The sequence below is a fragment of the Streptomyces acidiscabies genome, from assembly GCF_020010905.1.
In the GTDB taxonomy this organism is placed as follows: domain Bacteria; phylum Actinomycetota; class Actinomycetes; order Streptomycetales; family Streptomycetaceae; genus Streptomyces; species Streptomyces acidiscabies.
Window position 1 is genome coordinate 4,637,613 of the sequence record NZ_JAGJBY010000002.1, and the last position, 18,314, is coordinate 4,655,926.

At 71.3% G+C, this 18,314-nt stretch carries 16 protein-coding genes and 2 pseudogenes; 7 read left to right on the forward strand and 11 right to left on the reverse strand.

From position 1 onward, the window contains the following. Positions 1-33 precede the first annotated feature (33 nt). Positions 34-369, reverse strand: a complete 336-nt coding sequence (locus J8M50_RS46700; protein WP_010360522.1) for a winged helix-turn-helix transcriptional regulator — start codon at positions 367-369, stop codon at positions 34-36. A 65-nt stretch (positions 370-434) separates the two neighbouring features. On the opposite strand from J8M50_RS46700, the gene J8M50_RS46705 reads away from it, so the two are divergent. From J8M50_RS46705 to J8M50_RS49935, 3 genes and pseudogenes are all read left to right on the forward strand, one after another. Continuing rightward, positions 435-1,280 carry an SDR family oxidoreductase gene (locus J8M50_RS46705; protein ID WP_029184677.1) on the forward strand — a complete coding sequence of 282 codons (846 nt, stop codon included), beginning with the start codon at positions 435-437 and terminating at the stop codon, positions 1,278-1,280. 461 nt (positions 1,281-1,741) lie between these two features. Further along, positions 1,742-2,513 (forward strand): annotated as a pseudogene (locus tag J8M50_RS46710) (DUF4158 domain-containing protein); the annotation flags it as partial. Positions 2,514-2,621: 108 nt separating this feature from the next. After that, the gene (locus J8M50_RS49935; RefSeq protein ID WP_199849131.1) at positions 2,622-3,341 is read left to right on the forward strand and encodes an ABC transporter permease; all 720 of its coding nucleotides are present in this window, start codon (positions 2,622-2,624) and stop codon (positions 3,339-3,341) included. 289 nt (positions 3,342-3,630) lie between these two features. Here J8M50_RS49935 and J8M50_RS50505 read toward each other — a convergent pair. The 5 genes and pseudogenes from J8M50_RS50505 to J8M50_RS46745 form a co-directional block, all read right to left on the reverse strand. After that, a pseudogene (locus J8M50_RS50505) lies at positions 3,631-4,052 on the reverse strand (Tn3 family transposase); the annotation flags it as partial. A 424-nt stretch (positions 4,053-4,476) separates the two neighbouring features. After that, the gene (locus J8M50_RS49940) at positions 4,477-4,620 is read right to left on the reverse strand and encodes a hypothetical protein (protein WP_159060500.1); all 144 of its coding nucleotides are present in this window, start codon (positions 4,618-4,620) and stop codon (positions 4,477-4,479) included. A 118-nt stretch (positions 4,621-4,738) separates the two neighbouring features. Next, complete coding sequence (locus J8M50_RS46735) at positions 4,739-5,521, reverse strand: class I SAM-dependent methyltransferase (RefSeq protein WP_010360517.1); 783 nt, start codon at positions 5,519-5,521, stop codon at positions 4,739-4,741. Positions 5,522-5,563: 42 nt separating this feature from the next. Next, on the reverse strand, positions 5,564-6,685 hold the full coding sequence (locus J8M50_RS46740) for an IS630 family transposase (protein WP_305793677.1): 1,122 nt from the start codon (positions 6,683-6,685) through the stop codon (positions 5,564-5,566). Between the two features lie 63 nt (positions 6,686-6,748). Further along, positions 6,749-7,762, reverse strand: a complete 1,014-nt coding sequence (locus tag J8M50_RS46745; protein ID WP_010360515.1) for a DUF4158 domain-containing protein — start codon at positions 7,760-7,762, stop codon at positions 6,749-6,751. Between the two features lie 255 nt (positions 7,763-8,017). On the opposite strand from J8M50_RS46745, the gene J8M50_RS46750 reads away from it, so the two are divergent. The 4 genes from J8M50_RS46750 (at position 8,018) to J8M50_RS46765 (ending at position 10,945) form a co-directional block, all read left to right on the forward strand. Beyond that, the gene (locus J8M50_RS46750; protein WP_010360514.1) at positions 8,018-8,956 is read left to right on the forward strand and encodes an SMI1/KNR4 family protein; all 939 of its coding nucleotides are present in this window, start codon (positions 8,018-8,020) and stop codon (positions 8,954-8,956) included. A 141-nt stretch (positions 8,957-9,097) separates the two neighbouring features. Then, positions 9,098-9,454: an STAS domain-containing protein gene (locus J8M50_RS46755; RefSeq protein WP_010360513.1), complete on the forward strand. Its 357-nt coding sequence runs from the start codon at positions 9,098-9,100 to the stop codon at positions 9,452-9,454. Between the two features lie 116 nt (positions 9,455-9,570). Beyond that, positions 9,571-10,152: an Rv1733c family protein gene (locus tag J8M50_RS46760; protein ID WP_010360512.1), complete on the forward strand. Its 582-nt coding sequence runs from the start codon at positions 9,571-9,573 to the stop codon at positions 10,150-10,152. A gap of 154 nt (positions 10,153-10,306) precedes the next feature. Next, positions 10,307-10,945 carry a universal stress protein gene (locus J8M50_RS46765; protein WP_010360511.1) on the forward strand — a complete coding sequence of 213 codons (639 nt, stop codon included), beginning with the start codon at positions 10,307-10,309 and terminating at the stop codon, positions 10,943-10,945. Positions 10,946-10,949: 4 nt separating this feature from the next. On the opposite strand, the gene J8M50_RS46770 is transcribed toward J8M50_RS46765, so the two are convergent. The 5 genes from J8M50_RS46770 to J8M50_RS46790 form a co-directional block, all read right to left on the reverse strand. Then, positions 10,950-11,447, reverse strand: coding sequence for a flavodoxin domain-containing protein (locus J8M50_RS46770; protein ID WP_100216948.1), 498 nt, complete (start codon positions 11,445-11,447; stop codon positions 10,950-10,952). Positions 11,448-11,459: 12 nt separating this feature from the next. After that, positions 11,460-12,128 (reverse strand): CBS domain-containing protein, encoded by a 669-nt coding sequence (locus J8M50_RS46775; RefSeq protein WP_010360509.1) that lies wholly within the window; start codon positions 12,126-12,128, stop codon positions 11,460-11,462. Positions 12,129-12,132: 4 nt separating this feature from the next. After that, complete coding sequence (locus J8M50_RS46780; protein ID WP_010360508.1) at positions 12,133-14,802, reverse strand: bifunctional acetate--CoA ligase family protein/GNAT family N-acetyltransferase; 2,670 nt, start codon at positions 14,800-14,802, stop codon at positions 12,133-12,135. Between the two features lie 104 nt (positions 14,803-14,906). Further along, positions 14,907-15,902 (reverse strand): type I glyceraldehyde-3-phosphate dehydrogenase, encoded by a 996-nt coding sequence (gap, locus tag J8M50_RS46785; protein WP_010360507.1) that lies wholly within the window; start codon positions 15,900-15,902, stop codon positions 14,907-14,909. A 46-nt stretch (positions 15,903-15,948) separates the two neighbouring features. Then, positions 15,949-18,300 (reverse strand): phosphoketolase family protein, encoded by a 2,352-nt coding sequence (locus J8M50_RS46790; RefSeq protein WP_010360506.1) that lies wholly within the window; start codon positions 18,298-18,300, stop codon positions 15,949-15,951. Positions 18,301-18,314 lie beyond the last annotated feature (14 nt).

The following is an 18,314-nucleotide window of genomic DNA, read 5'->3' on the forward strand; positions in this document are numbered from 1 at the left end:
TGACCGTGTCCGGGTCGCCGGGCCAGGCGTACGTCAGGCGGTGATGCCGGACTCGGGATCCGGCACCGCCATGGCCCATGTCCCCATGGCCTCCAGGACCTCGCGCAGCCCCTCACCAAGAGGGGTCAGCGCGTATTCAACGCGCGGCGGGATCTCCGCATATGTCGTGCGGGTGACGATGCCGTGCCGCTCGAACTGGCGCAGTCGGCTGGTCAGGGTGTGCGGACTGATGCCCGGCAGGGCCTCGCGTAGCTGGTTGAACCGGTGGGGGCCGTGGAGCAGTTCGCGCACGATCAGGGTGGCCCACGGCCCGTTGAGCAGGGTGAGGAAACGGGCGACGCCGCACTCGGGGAGACAGGGATCAGTCACAATTTCTGACCGTACTCCATTAGTGCAGTTGATGTAACTGGTGCATTGCATGCACTAATGGCGCCATGACCTACGTGATACATGGCGCCACCGGCGCCCAGGGTGCCCCTGTTGTCGCCGCTCTCGCCGCTACGGGCAAATCCGTGACCGCTCTGACCCGCAACCCCGATGCCGTCGTGCACGGCGCGCAGCGCGTCGTTGCCGCCGGCTACTCCTTCGCCGCCGACCTGACCGACGCCTACCGAGGTGCCGAAGGGGTCTTCGTCCACCTGCCGGTGGCCTCCGAGGAGGACCGCCAGACCTACGCGCACAACATCCTCACTGCTGTCGGTGAGGCCTGGCCGGGCCGCGTCGTGTTTTCCACCAGCGGTTTCCCCATCGATCCCGCCATCGGCGGTGCCGCCGCGACTCTGGCCGCCGGCCTGGCCGACAGCGGTGTGTCCCACGCGGTCATCGCGCCCGAGCTCTACCTCGAGAACCTGCTCATGCCGCACGTCATCGACTCGGTCCGCGAGCGCGGCGTTCTGCCTTACCCGATCCGGGCCGACTTCCCCGTCTCCTGGGCCTCCCACCTGGACATCGCCGACGCCGTCGTCGCCCTGCTCGACCGCACGGACGTCACCGGCGTGGTCTCCGTCGGCCAGTACCCGGCGATCACGGGACCGGACCTGGCCGAAGCGTTCGGCGCCAGGCTCGGACGGGACGTGGATTTCGACCAGATCACGCCCGAGGAGTTCCGTACCTCAATGGCTCCCCTGATCGGGGAGAGCGCCGCCGCTGACATCGCAGGGGCATATCAGGCGATGAGCTCCATGCCTGGCCGCTCGATCACGCCGGAGACCTCCGCCCAGAAGCTGCTGGGAGTCACCCCCCGGACCACAAGCCAGTGGCTGGCCGACATCGGCCTCTGACCACAACCGCTGTCGGCTCGGCCGACTTCGCCAAGGCTTGGCAGGCCGCCGTATTCGGCGGGCTGCCCTGCCAAGCCTTCAAGTACTGCCGACCGCCCGGGCCGCGACCCGTTTCGACTTCGACACGCTGAACCTGACAGGGAACACTGCCGGTCGACGTACAGCTTGTGTGCGAGCTGGGCCCCGCAGCTGCCCAGCAGTACGCCGCACCAGAACGTGTCGTGCACATGGGCCCGGCGGAACACGTCCAGCTCGATTGCCTCGGTCGGCAGGACGACTGGCACGTCCGAGTGCTCGTCCCCGATCACCGCTGTCTGTACCAGCCGTGTGTCCCGCGCCACGACGCCCCCAATCGTCCCAGGTCAACGATAGATCGGCAGCGGTGCGGCCGACAGGGAGACGGCCGGAGAACACCGTCGGTATCAGGACGACGTCGGCCGGGATCTGATCGCGCTGCGGCGCTCGATGCACCGTGGCCGGTGGCCGAGCACCTGGCCGCGCAGCTCGGCATCGAGGACCCGTCGGTGGTGAAGCGGTACACCGAGCGGCCGAAGATGGCGTACGAGCACGCGTGGGAGATCCGCGACGCCTACGAGTACCACGAGTACGAGGACCCGGAGTGGTCGCGGCGGTTCCGTACGTTCCTGCATGGGCGGGCGTGGACGCACGCCGAGGGGCCGAAGGCGCTGTTCGATCACGCGGTGGGCCGGCTGCGCCGCAACCGCGTGCTGCTGCCGGGGGTGAGTGTGCTGGCCCGGCAGGTGCCACTGGTCCGCAAGGTCGCGGACCAGTGGCTGCACGCCACCGTTGCGGGAGCCGCCCGCCGCGCGGTTGCGGCGTTGCCCGGGGACCTGGTGGCGACGCTGAGGACGCCGGAGGGCTCGCGATTCTCGGAGCTGGAGCGGCTGCGCCGGCCGCCGACGCGGACGACGGGCACGGCGTTCGTCCACGCGCTGGAGCGCGTGGACGGGATCGGCGCCTTCCAGCTCGGGCGGCTGAAGCTGTCGCAGATCCCGCCGAACCGGATGGCGTCGCCGGCCCGGTACGCGCTGGGATCGAAGGCGGCGTTGCTGGAGCGTGCGGTGGAGCCGAAGCGTACGGCGATGCTCACCGCGGTGATGCGGCACCTGGAGGCGAAGGCGATCGGATCTGTTCCAGGTCCTGACGGCCACCCGGAGCACGGCGAAGCGGAAGACGGAGAAGGAGCGCCTGTCCACGCTCCCTCAGCTGGAGTAGGCGTTGCGGACCCTCGGGCGGGCGGCGAAGGTGTTGTTCGAGGAGCACGACCGGCCGAACATGAGCCAGGGGGCGGCCACGGCGCTGAAACGGGGTCAGATCCTGGTGGACACTGACTTCGCGGGTCGGCACGGACTGGCCGTCGGCTCCACCGTAGCGGTGGCCGCCCCGCGCGGGACTGGCACCCGCCTCACCGTCGGCGGGGTGTTCGCACCCAGCCGGATGCTCGCCCCCGTGCTCCTGCCGGGCGCAGTGGTCACCGCCCACCAGCCGTACGCGCCGGCTCAGCAGATCCTGGTCAAGGGCATGAACGGGGCGACCCCCGCGCTTAAAAAGGCTCTCAAAGACGCCACCGGCAAGAGCCCTGTGATCGAGGTCGAGAACAAGCAGGACCTGAGGGACGGATTCGACCGCACCATCACCTTCGCTCTCAACCTGCTCTACGCACTGCTCGGGATCTCGTTGCTGGTCGCGGCCCTCGGAGTGGTCAACACGCTGGCGATGGCCGTGTTCGAGCGCAGGCGCGAGCTCGGCCTGCTCCGGGCGATCGGCCTGGACCGCGGCGGCGTCAAGCGGATGGTACGGCTGGAATCGGTGCTGATCTCAGTCTTTGGCGCGGCGATCGGGATGGCCTTCGGCGTCTTCCTGGCCTGGGCGGCCGGCTCCACCATGACCGTGACCCTGCCAGAGCTCCGCACCGTCTTGCCCTACCCCGAGCTGCTGTTGATGCTGCTGGTCGCCGTTCTGGTCGGCCTGGCCGCCGCCCAGTGGCCGGCTCGCCGGGCCGCCCGTCTTGATGTGCTGGACAGCATCACCGCGGACTGACGGCCGGGCCTGCCCGGCAGGTCACGCCGGATCACCCCGGCGCCCGCCGCGTGCGGCCATAGGCGGTGGAGCGCCCTCGTACTGGATGTACTTGGCGCTTCGCCAATGCAGCGAGCGTGCGCGCAGGCGTCGCGGGCCCGAAGCGATCTGCTGGACCGGCCGCAGCTGTGGCCTCTGCGCTGCTGCATCAAACCCCGGCTGTGCCGTCTGGTGAGGTAAGCCCGTGGTCGGCGCCTTCCGCGATGCGGGGGGGCAGGTCGGCCCACTCCGGCTCGTCCATGACGTCTTGGAGCATGAGGGTGTTCACGTAGACCAGGGCGGATTGCAGGATGTGCGGGCACAGGACGAACATCTCCTGCTCGTCGCGCCGGTTCGAGGCGGTCTCCTCTCCCTTGCCGTACGCGATCACGGAGTTGGCGCCGTTGGACGACTCCATCACGTTCAGGCCCTCCTCGACCTCCAGCATCGCCGTGGCGTACTTGATCATCTGGTCGTACTGCTGGGCGATGAGCTCCCAGCGGATCGGGCGATTTCCGACTGTCCATGCGAGTCGGTGTAGTTGGCCTCGACGTCCATGGTGGTGCCGTGCCGCATCGCGCCCTCGATCATCGCGGCGACCTCGGAGGCGGTGCGGTTGATCAGCTGGGAGTGGATGGCCAGCGACTTCTTCTCCACATGCCAGTAGATGAGCAACCCACGGCCGCCGTAGCGCCGGCGCTGCGGGCGGCGAAGGTGGCGTTCGCTGTCTGGACGGCGATGGCGCGGGCGGCCTCCGCCGACAGGTACCGGAGGCGATGGCCTTGATCCCGGTGTTCGTGCCGTAGGCGTAGATGACCAGCAGCAGGCGTTCGGCCAGCACCTCCGGCGAGAGGCTGCCGCCACCGGAGACGGAGGTGACCGCGTCCCAGGCAGCCGGTCCGCAGCACCGCTTCCTTCAGCATGTCGACGAGCGGCACGATGCCCCAACGCCTCTGTACCTCGCCCTTGATCCTGCGTAGATTGCGCGGCTCGGGCTGGGCCTCGGCCGCCGTGAGCCGGGTCGCCCCTGACTTCCGCTCGGCGACTCCTTGTACTTGAGCTGATCGCGCAGGGCCTGGAAGGCAACGACCGCGTAGACCATGCGCACCACACGGCGCTAGCCCCGCTTGTCCGCACGGTGCACGACCTCCGCCCAGTCCCCGCCCATCGCCTTGTGCACCGGCAGCGTCTCGCCCAGCGGGTAGTACGTCGCGTTCCCCGCGCTCGCATACCGTGCCACCAGCGCCAGGGCCTCGTTCACGGGCCGGTGAGCATGGTTGGAGGAACGGAACTCCAGCACGTCTAGTGCTGTGACCGGCAACGTTCACCGGTTGCCATGGATGAACGGAAGGTCGGGCAGGGCGGAGCCGGTGTCTGTACTACTGCGCTGAGGGAGCGCGTTGTGCGGTGAGAACGGGCTGGTAGTAGCCGCTGGATGCCTGACTGTGCCAGGTGATGTTGGTGAAGCCGGCTTCAGTCACGAACTCTGTCAGTTGCGGGGGTGTGAGCGCCCAGTGGGTGGTCCGGCGGACTTGGACGTGCCAGGTGTTCTTTGCGGGGATGAGCTGGAAGTGCTCTAGGTCGTAGCGTTCGCCGTCCTCGTGCCAGTGCCACAGCTGGAAGGTGATCGCTTGGCCGTCGTGTGTTTGCGAGACCTGGGGAGGTGTCGACGTGGGTCTGGTCTGGCGTGCCTCGTCATAGTCCCGGACCGTGATCATCAGCAGTCCGTCGTCTCGGAGTACCCGTCTCATGCCGCGGAGTGCCGTCCGGAGATCTTGCCCGGAGAGTAGGTGCGTGAGCGAGTTGTCCGCGCAGAGGACGACATCGAATGACGTCTCCTTGAAGGGCAGTTGGCGCATGTCAGCCGCAGCGGCCGGAAGCCGGCTTCCCCGGGCTGCCGCCTCTGCGGCGGCGCGCGCGGCGGCGACCAGGCTCAGGTCACTGCCGACGACCTGATGCCCGGCCCGGGCCAGCCCGATGGCCTGGGTGCCGATCCCGCACGAGCAGTCCAGGACGGTGCGTGGTCCCGCGCCGAGAGATTGGCGGACGAGCCCGCCCAATACCTCGGCCTGGTAGGTCATGCTTGCGTCCCAGTCCCGGAACATCAGGTGGTAGTCGTGGGCCAACTCGTCGTAGAAATCCCGCACGGAGAGCTCGGACATGTATTCCACCGTAGTGCGTGGCCGTCAGGGAGGATGGGCAGTTCAGGCAGCGGCTGCCGGTCTTCGGCCGCCCCAGCGGATGCCCTTCTCGCTGCGGATACGGGCGCGTTCGCGGCGTTGGGCGGCCAGCACGTCGGGGTGGCGGGCGTTCGCGTTGCGCCAGCGGAGGTAGGCGTGGAGGGCTCGGGTCTGCGCGGTGTGGTTGCGGTGGTTGGAGTTGGCGATGGTGAACTGCCGCAGCGGTCCGAAGTGGGGCTCGATCGGGTTGGCCCAGGACGCGTAGGTCGGGGTGAAGCACAGCTCGACCCGGTTCTTCTTTGCCCAGCTCCGGATGGTCTCGCCCTTATGGGCGGACAGATTGTCCAGGATGACGTAGATCGGGGCGCCGTCCGAGCGGGCCGCCCGGATTGACCTCAGCGCGGTCAGGGTGTTCGCGGCCCCTTTCTTGCGCCGGTTGACGCCCCAGAGCGTGTCGTCGCCGACCGAGTAGCAACCGTGAAAGTAGCGCACCCCGTGAGTACGGTGATAGGTCGCGGGATGCCGCTCGGGCCGACGCTGTTCGGCCCAGCACGACCCAGCGATGGGCCTGATGCCGAGCGGGCCGAACTCGTCGAACGCGAACACGCGGTCCGGGAAGTGCTCCAGCACGTGCTCGATCCGGTCGAGCTTGGCGTCGCGCTCGGGGTCGGGGGATTCCTTCCAAGTCTTGGTGCGTTGGAAGGTGATGCCGCGGCGGGCGAGCAGGCACCGTAACGCCTCGCGGCCGATCCGGATCATACGGCTGTGTACGCGGCGCAGGTAGGCGGCGAGTTTGCGGATGGACCAGCGGGTGAAGGGCTGTCCGAGCTTGGTCGGTCGGGTGGTGGCCGTCTGGACGACGAAGTCCTCGTCGTCAGGGTTGAGAAGGCGGGGACGGCCTCCCGCCCACCGAGGGTCCAAGCAGGCCAGACCGATCTCGTTGAACCGGTGGATCACGTCCCGGACGGTGTCCTCGTCGGCCTGCACCAACTTCGCGATCACCGGCGCCCGGTTCCCGCCAGCCGAGGCCAGCAATATCATCGCGCGTCGGTAACGCACCGAACTGGTGCTACCCCGGCGCACGATCTGCTGCAGCTTCTGCCCCTCCTGGTCAGTCAACCTGCGCACACGGACAGGCTCAGCCACCACACCCCCAGCGGTCAGATCGGACGTCACCGCTCGGCCACCCAACCCGGCGAACCTACGTGGTCAGAGCACTAGCAGCTTGATCAGCCCACGCCGGTAGACCGGCCTCCGGGTCTTGAACTCGTGCACCGGCTCCCGCAGCGTCGCCTCGCCCCCGGACACCGCCGGGAACACGACCTGGCGGACCGTCCCCTCCGGGGTGCACAGCGACGCCTCGGCCAGCTCGAAGAGGATGTTCTCCTTGCCCGACACCTTTTTGAACGCGTTGATGAGCTGCTCGGTGACCTTCTTCTCCGCCCGCGCCCCGATCCGGTGCACCGTGGAGATCAGCAGTTCCACCAGCGTGTCCGTGATCTCCCGCTCGTGCAGCAGAGCGGCCAGCAAGGTCACCCCCAGCGGCACCGGGTGCGTCCGCAAGTGGGAAGACGACTCCACCGCGGCCCGCGCCCGCCAGCCGGCCACCACCTTCGGCGTGACATCGATGAACAGATCCGGCGGCAGCCCGATCGCCCGCACCGCCAGCAGCTTGTCGATCTCGGTGAGCATCGTCTCCAGGCTCACGTTGCCCGGAGCCTCCTTGACCTTCCCCAGCACCGGAGCCATGATCCGTTCCACGCTCTCCGTAACCAGCCGCGAGGAGATCAGGGCCGTCAGCGACTCCTCAGCCTCCCGCAGAGCGGCAGCCACGACGCGATCGCACCGGCCCGCTGTAGGCGGCTCGATACTCTCGGCCCGGCAGCGGGCCAGCAGTTCCACCCGGACCTGCTCGGGCCTGCGTTCCTTGTGCGCGACGTGCTCCCGGACCTGCGCGCGGTGGTACTCGACCGTGCGGCTTGTCCAGTCGTAGGACTCCAGTACCGAGGCGGGAACCTGCACCTGCCGGGCGACGAACTCCACGGCCTCGCCCGGCAGCTCTGCCCGGTTCCGGGGAAACCGGCCGTACTGCGTACAGAACTTCAGCAGCACGGCGAAGCCCAGACGCGTCACTCCGCGCTTGCCGGACGCGAGCGCCTGCTCGTCCTTCGGCAGCGTCCAGTGCTCGACAAGTTCCTCCAGGTCCAACGGAGTACGGGCCACGATCGCCGATCGTCCTCGCAGGGCCTCACTCACCCCCTGTTTGGCCACCCAGAACCCGGGCCTGGGCACAACCAGATGCTCGCCACGGGGAGGGCACGTCAGGCCGCCCAGCAGAGATCACAGGGAGCAACCTTCACGCTGGTCTGCTGGGCACACTGGCGACAGTTGAATACGCGAGCCCACCAGTACCGAGGCCGGTCTCCTACTGTGTGTGAGGCATCGCGCAGGCATACGACCGGCAAGGAGCACCGGACTGTGGACGTCGAGATCCCCCAGGACGTACGCGACACCGCCACCCGACTCGGTGGCGGTGTCCCCTACGCGCTGAAGGCGGTGGCGGGACAACTGGCTGACGATCCCGACCTGGGTCACCCCTCCGGCCTGCCCGGAATCCTCAGTGTGCGGATCGAGGACGACGTGATCGAGGACTGCCCGGCCCTGGCCATCGGCTACATCCGCGAACCCGACCGGATACAGATCCGGTTCCTGACCCTGGCCCGCCCCGTGGAAGCCCCCGAGCCCGTTGCCGAGCAGGAGGAGCCGGAACCGCGCGCCGACCTGGTCACCGAGGCGACCACCGCACGGCAGGTCGCCGACGCCTGGCGGCGCATCACCTACTGGCTCCAGCGCCATGCCCCCGACTCCTACGCGGCGCTGCGCCCCGGGGCCGACCTCGGTGTCCTCGCCGCGCTGGAAGGGGAGTTGGGCATCCGGCTGCCCGTCGAACTGCGCGTTCTCTGGACGCTGACCGAGGGAGACGACGGCGCTGACGGGTGGGGGTGCCTGCCGGGCAACATGGCGCTGATGAACCTGGCCGACGTCGCCCACCGCTATCGATTGAAGATGGACGCCCAGGCCAACCTGGGCACCCACAACGCCGACCACTCCGAGGACGAGCGAATCACCGTGTGGGAGGCGACCCGGATTCCGGTGATCGCCCTGAGCCCGGCCGACAACACCATGGGGCTGTACCTGGACGCCGCGACCGGCTACCTGGGCCCCTGGTCCCGCTACGACGAACCCCCCGGCGAAGAACTCGACACCCTGGTCACCTACTTGGAGGAGACCGCCGACATGCTCGAAGCCCCGGCCCTCGCCACCCGGGACAAGCCGGGGCTCGTCGGCGGTGCACTGGTCTGGCTCAGCGGCATCGACCCCGCACACGAACACCACTGGCAGGCGGTGACCAGCTGACCGCACAGCTTCAGCGGACGCGCGACCGCACAAGCTGCGTCCGGGCGGGCGTCGCTTGGGCCGTTCGGGCCCTGTCGAACAGAGTCCGCAGGGTTCGAACGGCCCTTCCTGCCGGTGTACCCGCTCGGCTTGGCTTCTCCCATGGACGACATGCACACCGGGTGCGCGACGTTGCGCACGACCCTGACCGACGACGGCACGACCGTCGTCACCCTCCGCGGCGAACTCGACCTGCTGGCGGTCATAGCCCTCGGGCCCGCCCTGGACGACCTCACCACCGGACCGCAGCCGGACGTGGTGCTGGACCTGCGCCCCGTGACCTTCCTCGACTGCTGCGGACTCGGCCTCCTGTGCCGCGCCCGCAACCGCGTCCACGCGGCCGGCGGAAGGCTGCGCCTGACCGCCCCCGGCCCCGGCTTCACACGACTGCTGCGGCACGCGGGCTTGAGCGACGCGTTCGACCTGTGCCAGGAACCGGTCCGGAGCATCGCCGGGTGAGGGCCGAACGGCCCTTCACCCCGGGCCGAGTCGTCCCGCGACGGCGCCTGCCCGGCCCCTGCGCGAGCCCGCTGCGGACTGCCACCTTCTGAAGTATGACGAGGAGGTGCGGACCGATGCGTGGAACCCTGCACACGAGGAAACGGCTGTGGCGGTGGCGGAGCAACCCGCTGCGACGCCCCGACGACATCACCGAGGCATGGCTCGTCCTGGCCGTCTGGCTGCTGATCGCGGTGGCCGGCACCGTCGTGGGCATGATGACGGCCCACGCCGCCGACGAGATGTTCGCCCGGCAGCGGGAGCAGCGGCATCCCGTGCGGGCGGTCCTCCTCGACGACGTGCCTAAGAGCGCGGGCGTGGGCGGGACCGGGAGTGATCGACGCTCCGCGGGGGTCCGCTGGAGCGCCCCCGACGGTTCCGAGCGCACCGGCCGGACCCTGGTCGACGCCGGACACCGGGCCGGGGCCACCGTCGTGGTCTGGCAGGACGCACAGGGCCGCCTCAAGACCGAGCCGCCGAACGCGCTGGAGGCGGCCGTCGAGTCGGCAACCCTCGGAGCGGGCGCCGCCTGCGGCCTCGCCGGAGCCCTGTACGGGGCGGGCCGCATCGCCCGCTGGCGGCTCGACCGACGGCGGCTCGAGGGCTGGGGGCGGGAGTGGGACGTGGTCGGTCCGCTGTGGGGGCACCGGACGGGATGACGGCGGCCCGTATCGCGTCGGCGAGGCGGCTTCCACGCCGTGGGAACGGTCCGGAAGTCTCCCCGCGCGGGACGTTCGGCCCCCTGCGCTCGTGCCCGCGCCCCGGCACGCTGGGACACGCCCACCGACCCCTCGTACCGGAAGGCGGACAGTCATGGAACCCGTCGTCGTCCTCGCCCGCACCGACACCTCCGAGGCCGGCCGGGCCGCCGCCGACTGGGCCGAACGGGAGGCCGCGCTCCGCGAGTTACCCCTTCGTGCGCCGGACGCCCCCGCGACACGCGCCGCTGTCGTGACCGTCGGGGAGACCCGTGCCGTGACGCTCCTCGACACCGTGCCCGGCCCCGTCGTCCTGGTCCCCGACGGGTACGTCGCCACCCGGCACCGTACCGACGTCGTCCTCGGCATCGACGCCCGCGAACCCTCGGACCCCGCCCTCGCCTTCGCCTTCGACAGCGCCCGGCTGCGGGGCGCCCGCCTGTGCGCCGTACACGCGTGGGCGCTGCCTCCCGAGGCCGCAGCGCTGCCCTTCGCCGTGCCCGAGGAGGACCGGGCCGAGGTGGAGGACCACGAGGTGCAGGTGCTGGCCGACGCGCTGCGGCCCTGGCGGGCGAAACACCCCGAGGTCCCCGTCCTGGAGGACGTCCTCCTCCTCTCCCCGGCCGAGGCGCTCCTGCACCACCGCGCGCGGGCCACCCTGTACGTGGTCGGCGGCCCGCCCGGCAGCGTCGTACGGGCCCTGCTGCGGGAGTCGGGCCGCCCGGTCGCGGTCGTGCCGGCGTACGAGGGCTGAGGGCTCAGGTCTTCGCCAGTTCCCCGGCGATCCGCCCCGCCCACTCCGCGACCGCGCCGAAGTCCCGGAAGTCCCCGCCCTTGTCGGCCGAGAGGATCCGCCCGGCGATCCAGCCCCGCGTGCCCTCCTCCAGGCAGCCGCCGAACGTGACGTGTCCGCGTGCGTCCAGCGAGGTCATCGTCCGCTGGACACCGCGGATGGGCGGGATGTCCCGCTCCGAGGCCGACGCGTCGAGCGGTCCGCTGCTGAACAGCCACAGGGGCCGCCCGGCCAGCGCGCGGCGGTTGCGGCGGACGAAGCGGCGGGCGTCGCGGTGCCAGCGGCCCATGTACAGCGCGCCGCCGACCACGACGGCCTCGTACCGGGTCACGTCGGTGACGGAACCGGCCGGGCGGGTCTCGGTGTCGAGTCCCCGTTCGCGCAGGGTGACGGCGACGGCCTCGGCGATGCGTGCCGTCGATCCGTTGGTGGTGCCGTAGGCGACCAGGACGGTCATGGCGATCCTCTCCTTCTCTCACCGTGTTCCGCGGGTGTGGGTGTCGTCCAGCCGGTGCGTCAGCCGGTCCACGACGTCCACCACGCCGTCGACCCGGCGGGTCATCGCGACGGCGATCTCCGTGTCGCTCCTGCGCTCCAGCTGTCCTCGCAGCGTCACCACGCCGTCCGTCACGAACACGTCGACGCCGTGCGGAGGCAGCAGCAGCCCGCGCACCAGCACCTCCTCCACGACCTCGGCGCGGATCTCCCCGTCGGGCCGCAGGAACACCCGCAGCAGGTCGCCGCGGGTCACGATGCCGACGAGCCGGTCCTCCACGTCGAGGACCGGGAGCCGCTCCACCCGCCGCTCGGCCATGGTGCGGGCGGCCTCCGCGATGGTGTCGTCGGCGTGGACGGTGACCGGCGGCCCGGACATCAGCTGCCCCGCCGTGCGGGCCGTCGCCTTGGCGGTCCGGCGACGCGCGGCGCGGGTCAGCCGGGCCGGGCCCGAGGCGACCGGGGCCGCCTGGCGGGCCAGCAGATCCGTCTCGGAGACCACGCCGAGCACCTTGTCGTCGCCGTCGACCACCGGCAGCCCGCTGATCCTGTGCCGTGAGAGCAGCCGCGCGACCTCCTTGAACGGGGTGTCGGGGACGGCGTGGACGACCTCCGCGGTCATCACGGAACCCACCTTGTCGTGCCTCATCGCTTCACCTCAGTCGGCGCAGGTAGGGATCATGGGCCCGGTGCGGCAGCAGCCGTACCCGGGCGTCGAGGACGGTGACGCCGTCCGGCGTGGCGTGGACCGGGTTGAAGTCGGCCTCGGCGAGCTGCGGCAGGTCGCAGGCCATCCGGGAGAGCCGCAGCAGGAGCTGCTCCAGGTCCTCCAGGGCGAGCGGGCCGTCGAACAGCAGGGGCGCGCAGCGCGGCGACGTCATCAGGTCGTGCACGTCGTGGTCGGTGAGCGGGGCGAGGCGGGCCGCGTGGTCGGCGAGGACCTCCGTCGCCGTACCGCCGAGGCCGAACAGGACGAGCGGCCCGAAGACCCCGTCCTGGACGACGCCCGCGAACAGCTCGGTGCCCCGGCCCGCGAGGGCCTGCACCAGGACGCCGGTCATCCGCCCGCCGAACCGCTCCTTCAGGTCGCGGAACGCGGTCCGCACCTGCGTGTCACCGCGCAGATCGAGCCGTACGGCGCCCTGGGCGCTCTTGTGGACGAGACCCGGCCAGTGCGCCTTGAGGACGACCCGCCCGTCGGCCCCGCGCAGCCGCTCCGCCGCGCACACCGCCTCGTCCTCCGTCTCGGCCCAGGCCCACGGGATCTGCGGCACGCCGTAGCAGGCGAGGAGATCGGCACAGGTACGCGGATCGAGCCAGCCCCCCTCGGGGTGGGCGGTCAGCCAGGCGCCGGCCACGTCGCGGGCGCGCGAGCTGTCGACATCGGCGAGGTCCGGTACGGCCCCGGCGGGCCGCGCCAGCCACGCCGTCCGGTCGGCCGCGTGCGCCAACGCCCGTGCCGCCGCCTGCGGTTCGGCGTACGACGGGACCGTGCCGCCCCCGTCGGCGGGCAGCAGCCTCACCGGCACGTCCTGTTCGAGCCGCACGGCCAGCACCGGCTTCGTACGGCGGCCCGGCCCCGAGGTGAGGGCGCGCACCAGGTCGTCCCCGGTCGCGGCGGCCACCGCCGTCGGCACCAGGGCGACGAGCACGGCGTCGAAGCCCGCGTACGTCAGGATGCGGTCGACGCACGCGGTGAGCTGGGCCTCGGTCACGGCGGCGGTCGCGTCGACGGGGTTCCCGATGGTGGCGCCCGCAGGCAGGTCTTCGAGGACGGCCTCGGGGAGCACCGGCAGGACGAGACCCGCCTCGGTGCAGGCGTCGGCGGCCAGCACTCCCGCCCCGCCCGCGTTGGTGACGATCGCGACCCGTGTGCCCTCGGGCAGCGTCTGGGAGTGGAACAGGGCGGCCGTCTCCAGGAGTTCGCCGACCGAGCGGGTCGCCGTGATCCCGGCCTGCGTGAACAGGGCCTGCCGGGTCATGGTGGGCGTGGCCGCGGCGGCGGTGTGCGAGGCGGCGGCCCGCCGGCCCGCGTCGGTGCGCCCGGCGTCCACGGTCAGCACCGGGATGCGCCGGGTGACCCGGCGGGCCGTACGCGAGAACGCGCGCGGATTGCCGAACGACTCCAGGTGCAGCACGGCCAGCCGGGTCCGGCCGTCGTCCTCCCACCACTGGAGGAGGTCGTTGCCGCTGACGTCGTACTTGTCGCCGAGCGACACGAACGACGACACCCCGATGCCCAGCCGGGACATCCCGTCGAGCAGCGCGATGCCGACCCCGCCGGACTGTACGGCGATCCCGGCGGCGCCGGGCAGCGGGTGACGCGCGGCGAACGTGGCGTCGAGGTGCAGCGCGGGGTCCGTGTCGACGATGCCGAGACAGTTGGGGCCGACCAGCCGCATGCCGTACGTCCGGCAGGCGGCCAGCAGGCCTTGGGCCTGGTCGGCGTCCAGGCCCGAGGAGACCACGACGAGCGCGCGCACCCCGGCCTTCCCGCACTCCTCGGCCGTCGCCGTGACCGCCGGGGCGGGGACGGCCACGACCACCAGGTCCGGGGTCTTCGGCAGGACGCTCACCGACGGGTACGACGGCACGCCGAGGAGCGAGGTCACGCTCGGGTTCACGGCGAACAGGCGGCGCGTGAAGCCGCCCGTGTGCAGGTGGTGCAGGACCGCCCGCCCCACCGAACCGGGCGTACGCCCTGCCCCGACGACGGCGACCACCTCCGGCCGCAGCAGCGGACGCAGGCTCGCCACGTCCGCGTGCCGGGCCCGGTCCTCGACGGCCGCGAGGTAGGCGTCGTCCTCGTCGAGCCGGATCACGCACCGCACCTCCGGCCCCTCGAACCGGCGCGAGGTGTGCAGGCCCAGGTCCGCGAAGAGCCGCAGCACCTCACGGTTCTCGCTCAGCGCGTCGGCCGTGAACACGGTGACGCCGTCCGCGCGGGCCGCCGACACCAGGTGCTCGACCAGCAGCGTCCCCACACCCCGGCCGTGTATCCCCTCGGCGACGGCGATCGAGATCTCCGCCCGGTCGCCGTCGCCGCCGGTGTCGTACTCGGCGATCCCCAGCACCTGCCCCCGGACCTCGGCCAGCAGCGCCCGGTACCCGCGCCGGGCGGGCGCGCAGGCCCGCTCGGCGGCCAGGGCGGCCGAGCGCCGGCACGGCGAGAAGAACCTCAGCCGCAGGTTCTGAGGCGACATCTCCTCGTACAGCCCCTCCACCTGGTCGTGGTCGCCGGGCAGCACGGGCCGGATGCACGCCGTGGTGCCGTCCGCGAGCAGCGCGTGGGAGGGCGCGCGGTCGAGCAGGTCGTCCGTCATGGGGGGCTCCTTCGGAAACGGTCGGTACTGCGAGCATCCGGCGTACGGCGGGCCGCTGACATGGGCCGACGGGGACGGGGAGAGGGCCGGACGGCCCTCTCCGCTCAGGCCATCAGGCGGGTGAGGTCCAGCAGCCGGTTGGTGTAGCCCCACTCGTTGTCGTACCAGCCGAAGACCTTGGCCAGCGTGCCGCCCACCTGGGTCAGGGCGGGGTCGACGACGCAGGAGGCGGGGTCGCCGATCACGTCGCGGGAGACGATCGGGGCGTGCGAGACGCGCAGCACACCCCGCAGCGGGCCCTGGGCCGCCGTCTCGAACGCGTCGTTGACCTCGTCCCGGGTCACCGGGCGTTGCAGCACCGCCGTCAGGTCGCTGAGCGAGCCGTCCTCCACCGGCACCCGCACCGCGATGCCGGCCAGCATCCCGGCGAGCTCCGGCAGGACCAGGCCCACCGCGCGGGCCGCGCCCGTGCCGGTCGGGATGATGCTGAGGGCGGCTGAGCGGGCCCGGCGCAGGTCCTTGTGCGGGCCGTCGAGCAGCGACTGGTCGTTGGTGTAGCCGTGGACCGTGGTGAGCATGCCGCGCTCGACGCCGAACGCGTCGTCGAGGACCTTCACCATCGGCGCGACGCAGTTCGTGGTGCAGGACGCGGCCGACACGATCCGGTCGTGCTCACGGTCGTAGGCGCCGTCGTTGACGCCCATCACGATCGTCGCGTCCACGCCCTTGCCCGGCGCGGACAGCAGCACGCCGCGGGCACCCGCCTTCAGGTGCAGGGCGGCGGAGTCGCGGTCGCGGAAGCGGCCGGTGGACTCGACGACGAGCTCCACACCCAGCTCCCCCCAGCGCAGCGCGGCCGGGTCGCGTTCGGCGGTGACGGCGATCCGGCGGCCGTCGACGGTGATCGACCGGTCGTCGTGGCCGACCTCCCGCCCGAGGCGCCCGAACGTCGAGTCGTACTCCAGCAGATGGGCGAGGGTGGCGGCGGGGGCGATGTCGTTGACGGCGACGATCTCGACGTCCTCGCCGCGCTCCAGGGCCGCGCGCAGGTAGGTGCGGCCGATCCGGCCGAAGCCGTTGATGCCGACACGTACGGTCATGACGGTGAACTCCTTGTCGTGTCAGGGGTGTTCGTGGCAGGGGTGTTCAGGCGGTCCAGGTCCAGTCCGTGATCTCCGGCAGGTCGGTGCCGTGTGCGCGGATCCACGCCTCGTGGCGGGTGCGGGCGTCGGCCATCGTCTGGCGCAGCGCCGCCGCGCGGACCGCGAGGCCGGGGACGCGGTCGATGACGTCCATGACCAGGCGGTAGCGGTCGAGGTCGTTGCGGACGACCATGTCGAACGGGGTCGTCGTGGTGCCGGACTCCTTGTAGCCGCGCACGTGCAGGTTGCGGTGGCCGGTACGGCGGTAGGCGAGGCGGTGGATGAGCCACGGGTAGCCGTGGTAGGCGAAGATCACCGGCTTGTCGGCGGTGAACAGGCCGTCGTACTCGAAGTCGCTCATCCCGTGCGGATGTTCCTCGCGGGGGAGCAGCCGCGTCATGTCGACGACGTTGACGACACGCACGGCGAGGGAGGGCAGGTGGCGGCGGAGCAACTGGGCGGCGGCCAGGACCTCCTGGGTGGGTACGTCGCCCGCGCAGGCGAGGACGACGTCCGGTTCGCCGCCGTTCTCCGTGCCCGCCCACTCCCAGATCCCGGCGCCGCGCGCGCAGTGGGCGCGGGCCTGGTCCAGGGAGAGCCAGTCGAAGCAGGGCTGCTTGCCGGCCACGATCACGTTGACGTAGTCGCGGCTGCGCAGGGCGTGATCCGCCACGGAGAGCAGGGTGTTGGCGTCCGGCGGCAGGTAGACCCGGACGACCTCGGGGCTCTTGTTCAGGACGTGGTCGACGAAACCGGGGTCCTGGTGGGAGAAACCGTTGTGGTCCTGGCGCCACACGTGCGACGTCAGCAGGTAGTTGAGCGAGGCGACCGGCGCCCGCCAGGGCAACTCCCGTGACGTGCGCAGCCACTTGATGTGCTGGTTGACCATCGAGTCGACGATGTGCACGAACGCCTCGTAGCAGGAGAACAGCCCGTGCCGCCCGGTCAGCAGATACCCCTCCAGCCAGCCCTGGCAGAGATGTTCGGAGAGGATCTCCAGCACCCGCCCGTGCCGGTCGAGGTGTTCGTCGACCGGCAGATGCGCGGCCTGCCACGCCTTGCCGCTCTCACCGAACACGGCCTGGAGCCGGTTGGAGGCGGTCTCGTCGGGCCCCACGATCCTGAAGTCCCGCCGCAGCCGCGTGTCGTGCATGACCCGCGCGAGGAAGTCGCCCAGCACCCGGGTGGGTTCGTGCAGGGAAGCGCCCGGTTTGTCGACGGGTACGGCGAACTCGTCCAGGTCGCGCAGGGGGAGTTCCCGTACGAGGAGGCCGCCGTTGGCGTGCGGGGTGGCGCCGAGGCGGCGCGTGCCCTCGGGGACGCAGGCGAGGACATCGGCGCTCGGGCGTCCGTCGGGGCCGAACAGCTCCTGGGGCCGGTAGGAGCGCAGCCACGCCTCCAACTGCCGCAGGTGCTCCGGGTTCTCACGGACCCCGGCGAGCGGCACCTGGTGTGCGCGCCAGGTGCCCTCGACCGGCACGCCGTCCACCTCCGCGGGACCGGTCCAGCCCTTCGGCGTACGCAGGACGATCATCGGCCAGTGCACGCGCTCGGCGACCCCGTCCTCGCGGGCGGTGCTCTGCATGACGCCGATCAGGCCGAGCGCCCGGTCCATGGCGTCGGCGAGCGCGCGGTGCACCTGCGCCGGGTCGTCGCCCGACACGTACAGGGGCTCGTGGCCGTACCCGCGCAGCAGCTCGTCGAGTTCGGACTCCGGGAGCCGGGACAGCACCGTCGGATTGGAGATCTTGTAACCGTTGAGGTGCAGGATCGGCAGGACCGCGCCGTCGTGCACCGGGTCGAGGAACTTGTTCGCGTGCCAGGACGCGGCCAGCGGACCCGTCTCCGCCTCGCCGTCGCCGATCACGCAGGCGACCAGCAGACCGGGGTTGTCGAAGGCGGCGCCGTACGCGTGCGCGAGGGAGTAGCCCAGCTCGCCGCCCTCGTGGATCGAGCCCGGCGTCTCCGGCGCGACGTGGCTCGGCACCCCGCCGGGGAAGGAGAACTGCCGGAACAGCCGCTCCATGCCGGCCGCGTCACGCGACACGTCGGGGTACGTCTCGGTGTAGCTGCCGTCCAGCCAGGACCCCGCCAGCACCGCCGGACCACCGTGCCCCGGACCCCACACGCACAGCGCGTCCAGACCGCGCGCCCTGATGACGCGGTTGAGGTGCGTGTACACGAGGGTGAGACCGGGCGAGGTCCCCCAGTGGCCCAGCAGCCGGGGCTTGATGTGCTCGGGCTGGAGCGGTTCGGTGAGCAGGGGGTTGGACATGAGGTAGATCTGGCCGGCCGCGAGGTAGTTGGCGGCCCGCCAGTGGGCGTCCAGGGCGCGCAGTTCGTCGTCGTGCAGCATGGAAAGTCTCCTCA